We start from the raw sequence: 6,609 nt of genomic DNA on the forward strand, positions 1-6,609 counted from the left end.
GTCGGCCGAGGGGCCGGCCGGACGGTCGGCCGCCCGGCCGGCGGGAGGTCAGACGGCCGGCGGAACGGCGGGCTGGGACTGGGTGGCGCAGTGGATGCCGCCGCCGCCGCTCGCGATGGTGTCGATGTTGACCTGGACGATGTCGCGGTCCGGGTAGGCGGCCTGGAGGATCGAGTAGGCCTTCGCGTCGGCGTAGTAGTCGCCGAACTGGGGCACCAGGACGGCGCCGTTGGGGGTGTAGTAGTTGGTGTAGCTGGAGAGGAACTCCTTGCCGCGGCCGCGGATCTCCGCACGGTCGGGGCCGGGGAGCTCGGTGATGGTGAGCCGGCGGCCCCGCGCGTCGGTCGCCGAGCGCAGGATGCGCTTGGTCTCCTCGTAGACGTCGGTCCACGGGGCCTTGGCGCCGGGGCCGGGCTGGTCGAGCATGACCCGGCCGGGGGCGATGAAGCGGGCCAGGCAGTCGATGTGGCAGTCGGTGATGTCCTTGCCGGCCAGCCCGGGCACCCAGATCACCTTGTCGACGCCGAGGGACTGCTTGAGGGCGCACTCGACGTCGTCCTGGCTCATCCCCGGGTTGCGGTTGGGGTTGACCAGCGAGCTGACGGTGGCCAGCAGGGTGCCCTGGCCGTCGGTCTCCAGGGAGCCGCCCTCGCCGACGAACGGGGCCCGGATCCGGTCGACGCCGTAGTCGTAGAGCAGGGAGGCGGCGGCCGCGGCGTCGTTGCGGTAGGGCTGGTAGTAGTCCGTGCCGCTCTTGCCCCAGCCGTTGAAGTTGGTGTCCAGGCCGGCGATCCGGCCGGGGGCGACCAGGAAGGTCGGGCCGAAGTCGCGGATCCACAGGTCGTCGTTGGGGATCTCGACGACGCTGATCCGGTGGTAGGCGCCGCCGCCGAGCCGGTAGCGGGCGTCGGCCGCCTGGCCGGGCCGGGCGAGCATGACGACCGGCTCGTAGCGGGAGATCTCATAGGCGACCCGGGCGATGTCGTTGCGCACGGCGCGCAGGCCGTCGCGCCAGACGCTGGAGAGGGCCGGCCAGGCCATGAAGGTGCGCACGTGCCGGTCGTGCTCGACGGGCATCCGCAGCGTCGCCGGGGCGGCGGCCGCGTCGGCGCTCTGCCCGGTGGCCGCGCGGGCGGTGCCGGGCAGGGCCGCGCCGAGGGCGAGCGCGGGGACCGCGGCGGCACCGACCTGGAGGATCCGGCGCCGGGTGGGGCTGGTGGAGCTGGTGGAGCCGGTGGGGGTGTTCGGGGTGGTCATGTGGTCTCCCTGGATCGGGTGGGAGGCGTGGGGGGTAGCCCGCATCCTCCACCGAACTGAAAATTCAGTCAATAGATCGGACTGGATGTGTTGAAGAGCTGGAGGTCGCAGCGAGGAAGTGGAGAGCTTGCTGACTTTTCGGTCAGAATCCGAGGTAGGGTGGTCGCTCGTGTCGGATCGACGAACAGAGATACTCACGGCGGCGACCCGCGTGATCGCCCGGCGCGGTGTGCGCGGGCTCCGGGTCGGCGAACTCGCGGCGGAGGCGGGCGTCTCCGCCGCGCTGATCTACTACCACTTCGCCGACCGGGCCGCGCTGTTGCGCGAGACCCTCGGATTCATCGGCGACCGCGCCGAGCGCTACACCACCGAGCGCGGCGCCGCCGAGTGCCGTCCGGACGACCCCCGGGACGACCTGGTGCAGGCCCTGCTGCTGGAACTCCAGGACACCCCGGAGGTGCGCGAGAACAGCACCGCCTGGGGGGAGTTGCGGGCCAGCGCGGTGTTCGACGGGGACCTGCGCGAGGACCTGGCCCGGGCCACCCACGCCTGGGTGCACGAGATCGCGATGCTCCTCGGCCAGGCGGACCCGGCCGGCACCGCCCCGGCGCACGCGGCCGCCGCCGAACGGCTGACCACGCTGCTCGAAGGCCTCAGCGTGCGCTGGCTGAGTGGTTCGCTCCCGTTGGAGCAGGCGCAACGGGTCCTGCGGGAGGCGGTCGAGGCCGAGTTGACGCCGCGTTGAGGCCCGGGCCGGTACGTCGCGGCCCGGGCCGGCACGTCGGCCGACGCCGTGCTCGACGTCATGGTCGACACCGGGAGGGGGTCGGCTCAGGGCAGCGGAGTCGACCCCCTCCCGGTGGTTTCACCCCGCCGTCGCGGGGAGATCGTGGGTCGCGCAGTGGATGCCGCCACCGCCGGCGGCGATCGCGTCGATCCGGACCGGGACGATCTCCCGGTCGGGGAAGTGCTCCTTCATGATCTGCTGGGCGCGGTCGTCGGCCCTGGCGTCACCGAACTTGGGCAGGTAGACGCCCTTCGAGCCGATGTAGAAGTTCATGTAGGAGGAGACGAAGGCGTCGCCGCGCCCGGTGATCTTGTCCGGGTCGGGCTGCTGGAGCTCGATGACCTCCAGCTTCTTGCCGCGCGCGTCGGTGGCGTTCTTGAAGACGCCGCGCGCCTGGTCGGCCGAGCGGGACCAGACGTCGGCCGGCGAGTCGGGGAAGGCCTGGTCGAGCAGGACGACACCGGGGGCGACGAAGCGGGTCAGGCAGTCGACGTGCGCGTCGGTGATGTCCTTGCCCTTGACGCCCGCCAGCCAGATCACCTTGGTGACGCCGAGCGCCTGCTTCAGCTCGGCCTCGACTTGGTCGCGGGTCATCCCGGGGTTGCGGTTGTCGTTGACCACCGAGCTCTCGGTGACCAGCAGCGTGCCCAGCCCGTCGGTCTCGAAGGAGCCGCCCTCGCCGGTCAGCCGGGTCTCGATCCGCTCGGCGCCGGTCCTGGCCAGCACCGCGCGGGCCAGCTTGCCGTCGTTGCCGTGCTGCTGCTTCTTGCCCCACCCGTTGAAGTTGAAGTCGACGCCCTTGACCTTGCCGCCCTCCTCGACGAAGACCGGCAGGGTGTCGCGGGCCCACAGGTCGTCCACCGGGACCGGGACGACCTCGACCGCCGAGCCGCAGGCCTTCTGGGCCGCGTCCTTCTGCTCGGGCCGGGCCAGCAGGGTGACCGGCTCGCGGGCCGCGATGGCCGCGGCCAGCCCCGCGATGTCCTTGCGGACGTCGCCGAGCATCTCGCCCCAGACGTTCTCCGAGGCGGGCCAGCACATGAAGGTCCGGGCGTGCTGGTCCCACTCGGCGCCGAACCGGCGGGCGCCGGACGGGGCCGGGTTGCCGGTGGCGCCCGGGGTGCCCGGGGTGCCGGGCTGCTGCGAGGGCTGGGCGGGATCGTCGAGGACCTCGTCGAGTTCCGTGCAGGCGGTCAGACCGAGCGCGAGGACGCCCGCGCCGGCGAGCGAGCGCAGGACGGTCCGGCGGGAGGTGGCAGGGGTGAGCACGAGGGTGGTTCTCCTGACGTGGTGCGGGTGGAGCGGGTGGTTCGGGGCCGCCCGGCGGTGCGGTCGCGGGACGGCGGTGCCGCCGGGGCGGCGGTGTCGCTAGGGCAGCGGTTCGTGCATGGTGGAGCAGTGGATGCCGCCGCCCCCGCCCATCAGGCGGTCGACGTCGAGCTGGACGACCTCGCGCCCCGGGAAGGCGGCGGCGAGGGTCTGCCGGGCGGCCTCGTCCTTGGCGTGGTCGCCGAACTGGGCGGTGATCACCGCGCCGTTGACGACGTGGAAGTTGAGGTAGGAGTCGACGAAGGTCGAGCTGCGGGAGCGGACGGTGTCCGGTCCGTGCACCGCGATGACCTGGAGCCGGCGGCCGTGCGCGTCGGTGGCGGCGGCCAGGATCGCGAACTGCTCGCGGGCGTCGCGGGCCCAGACGTCGTTGCGGTCCGGCGGCGGCAGCTGGACCATCACCACGCCCGGCCGGATGAACCGCGAGGTGACGTCCACGTGGTCGTCGGTGATGTCCTCGCCCTTGATCCCGGGCAGCCAGATCATCTTGTCGGCGCCGTACGCCTCCAGGACGGCGTCCTCGATCTCGTCGCGGCTCATGCCCTTGTTGCGGTTCTTGTTGACCAGGCTGCTCTCGGTGGCCATCACCGTGCCGTCGCCGTCGGTCTCCACCGCGCCGCCCTCGCCGACGAAGTCCGCGTAGCTGTAGCGCAGGCCGCGGCGGACCGCGATCCGCTCGGCGGCGAGCGCGTCGTCGTCGTGGACCTGCTTGTTGCCCCAGCCGTTGAAGTTGAGGACGACGGCCTCCAGGCCGCCGCGGCCGTCACGGCGGAACACCGGGGCGATGTCGCGCATCCACAGGTCGTCGGTCGGGATCGCGGTGATCACCTCCACCTGCGGGCCGCACCAGGACCGGGCCTTCTTCGCGGTGTGGTCGTCCGGCGCGCACATCACCACCGGCTCGTAGCGGGCGATCGTCTGCGCGATCAGCGCGATGTCCTCCTGCACGCCGCCGAGCTTCAGGCCCCAGACCGACCGGCGGGTGGGCCAGGACATCCAGGTGCGTGCGTGCGGGACGTCGTCCGCGGGGACCCAGGGGCCGTCGTCGTGGCTCGGGTGAAGGTGGTGGCTCATGGTGCGTCTCCAGATCGAGCGGCGGAATGCGGTTCCTTCCGCCGGGGCCAAGAGTCACACTAACTGAATATTCAGTCAAGATCTGAGACGACACGAACCCCCTCCGTCGGGGGAGGGGGTCCGGGCCGCCGTGCGGCGGCCCGGGTCAGCGGCCGAGCCGCGCCACTTCGCCCTCGATCGCCTCGGCCATCAGCGCGCGGGCGTGGGTGAGCGGCAGGGTGCCGCTGAGCCAGCGGGTGCTCAGGCCCTCCAGCAGCGCCGTGAGCCGCTCGGCCGCGCCGGCCAGGGCCACCGCCGAGGACATCGGCCGGACCTGGCCCAGCAGATCGGCGACCTCCTGTACCCAGACCAGGGTGGCCCGGGCCAGGTCCTCGCGGAGCGTCTCGTCGAAGACGGCGCTCGCCCGCAGCTCGCCCCAGGCCGTGCTGTTCTCCCGCACCTCCACGGTGTCCTGGAGCTCCAGCAGCAGCGTCTGCTCCAGTTCCTCACCCGGGGTGAGCGGATCGGCGTCCGGGTCACGCTCGGTGGTGTACCGTTCGGCGCGGTCGTTGATGAACTCCAGCGTCTGCCGCAGGATCCCGGTGCGGTCCTTGAAGTGGTAGTAGATCAGCGCGGTGGACACCCCCGCCTCGGCGGCGAGTTCCTCGACCCGCAGCCCGCGGACCCCGCGCCGGGCGATCACCCGCGCGGACGCTTCCAGAATTGACGTTTTACGACTGGCCACAAGGCATCACCCTACCCGGGTACCGCCACCAAGATCAGGCCGCCCTCCTGATCCGACCCTCAGCCCGGCCGCGTCCGCGTCCCACTGCTCCGTGGTCGCACCGCCCGGGAACGGCCCCGGATCCGGCGTTCGTCACGCTCCGTAGGGGAGGCGGCGGTGGGCAGAGCCTGACGCTCTCTATAAACTACCCGGTACCCAGTCGCCCGGAAGGCGCCCTCGGTCGGGAACGCGTCCCGTGTCGGGTGCCGCAGTCGGCGCGCACCACCCTCCGCCGAAAGAGCACCTCATGTCCCCGGACCAGGCCGGCACCGTGCCGCCGCAGAGCCTCCAGCCGCTCACCGCCGACGACCCCACCGAGGTCGGCGGCTACCGCCTGCACGCGCGGCTGGGCGCGGGCGGCATGGGGCGGGTCTACCTCTCCTACACCCCGGGCGGCCGGCCCGTCGCGCTCAAGGTGGTCCGCCCGGAACTCGCCGAGGACCCCGAGTTCCGCGACCGCTTCGCCCAGGAGGTGGCCAGCGCCCGGCTGATCCACGGGCTGTACACCGCCCAGGTGGTCGACGCCGGGGTGGACGCCGCCGTGCCCTGGCTCGCCACCGCGTACGTGGCCGGTCCCTCGCTCCAGCAGGTGGTGCGGCAGTACGGCCCGCTGCCGGAGCGCACCGTGCTGCTGCTGATCGCCGGCATCGCCGAGGCGCTCCAGGCGATCCACGCCGCCGGGGTGGTCCACCGCGACCTGAAGCCGGCCAACGTCCTGCTCGCCCCCGACGGCCCGCGCGTGATCGACTTCGGGATCGCCCGGGCCGCCGACGCGGTCGCCCTGACCGGCACCGGGCTGCGGGTCGGCTCGCCCGGCTTCATGGCCCCGGAGCAGGCGCTCGGCCTGCCCGCCACCGCCGCCACCGACATCTTCGCGCTCGGCGCGCTCGCCACCTACATCGCCGGCGGCAACCCGCCGTTCGGCGACGGGCCGGAGGCGGGTGCGCTGTACCGGGCCGTCCACACCGAGCCGGACCTCGACCTGCTGCCGCCGGGGGTCGCCGAGCTCGTCGGGTACTGCCTCGCCAAGCAGCCCGAGGCGCGGCCCAGCACCGCCCAGCTGATCGAGGCGGTCCACCGGCACCCCGCGGTCGGCGGGCGGCTGCGGTTCAGCGACGACTGGCTGCCCCGGCAGATCGGCGCCGACCTGGCCCGGCACGCCGAGCTCGCCGGCCACGTGGACCTCGCGGACCTCGCGGACCCGTCCGGCTTCCCCACGCCGTCGCCGTCGCCGTCGCCGTCGCCGTCGCAGGCACAGGCACAGGCGTGGACGCAGACCGGCGAGGCCCGGACGCTCCTGGTGCCGGCCGCGACCGCGCGGCTGGAGGCCCCGACCGCGGTCGTCGCCGCCACGCCCCTGCCCACACCCCTGCCGACGCCCGCCCCCACCGCCGCCCCG

General features: G+C 73.2%; 6 protein-coding genes. 2 read left to right on the plus strand and 4 right to left on the minus strand.

The window, feature by feature from the left end; genetic code table 11:
* Positions 1 to 48 precede the first annotated feature (48 nt).
* On the minus strand, positions 49 to 1,257 hold the full coding sequence (locus AB0N76_RS27935) for an agmatine deiminase family protein (RefSeq protein ID WP_363561614.1): 1,209 nt from the start codon (positions 1,255 to 1,257) through the stop codon (positions 49 to 51).
* A 169-nt stretch (positions 1,258 to 1,426) separates the two neighbouring features.
* On the opposite strand from AB0N76_RS27935, the gene AB0N76_RS27940 reads away from it, so the two are divergent.
* Positions 1,427 to 2,002, plus strand: coding sequence for a helix-turn-helix domain-containing protein (locus AB0N76_RS27940; RefSeq protein ID WP_363561616.1), 576 nt, complete (start codon positions 1,427 to 1,429; stop codon positions 2,000 to 2,002).
* Positions 2,003 to 2,122: 120 nt separating this feature from the next.
* On the opposite strand, the gene AB0N76_RS27945 is transcribed toward AB0N76_RS27940, so the two are convergent.
* The 3 genes from AB0N76_RS27945 to AB0N76_RS27955 all read right to left on the minus strand — a co-directional run bounded on the left by AB0N76_RS27945 (position 2,123) and on the right by AB0N76_RS27955 (position 5,171).
* Entirely contained in the window at positions 2,123 to 3,313 is a 1,191-nt protein-coding gene (locus AB0N76_RS27945; protein ID WP_363561618.1) for an agmatine deiminase family protein, read from the minus strand.
* A 99-nt stretch (positions 3,314 to 3,412) separates the two neighbouring features.
* The gene (locus AB0N76_RS27950) at positions 3,413 to 4,447 is read right to left on the minus strand and encodes an agmatine deiminase family protein (protein ID WP_363561620.1); all 1,035 of its coding nucleotides are present in this window, start codon (positions 4,445 to 4,447) and stop codon (positions 3,413 to 3,415) included.
* 145 nt (positions 4,448 to 4,592) lie between these two features.
* A complete protein-coding gene (locus tag AB0N76_RS27955; RefSeq protein ID WP_363561622.1) occupies positions 4,593 to 5,171 on the minus strand; it encodes a TetR/AcrR family transcriptional regulator in 579 nt (192 codons plus the stop codon).
* Between the two features lie 286 nt (positions 5,172 to 5,457).
* On the opposite strand from AB0N76_RS27955, the gene AB0N76_RS27960 reads away from it, so the two are divergent.
* Positions 5,458 to 6,609 (plus strand): serine/threonine-protein kinase (locus AB0N76_RS27960; RefSeq protein ID WP_363561624.1); only part of this gene is annotated, 1,152 nt, incomplete at its 3' end.

It is taken from the genome of Kitasatospora sp. NPDC093806, assembly GCF_040683335.1.
GTDB lineage: Bacteria > Actinomycetota > Actinomycetes > Streptomycetales > Streptomycetaceae > Kitasatospora.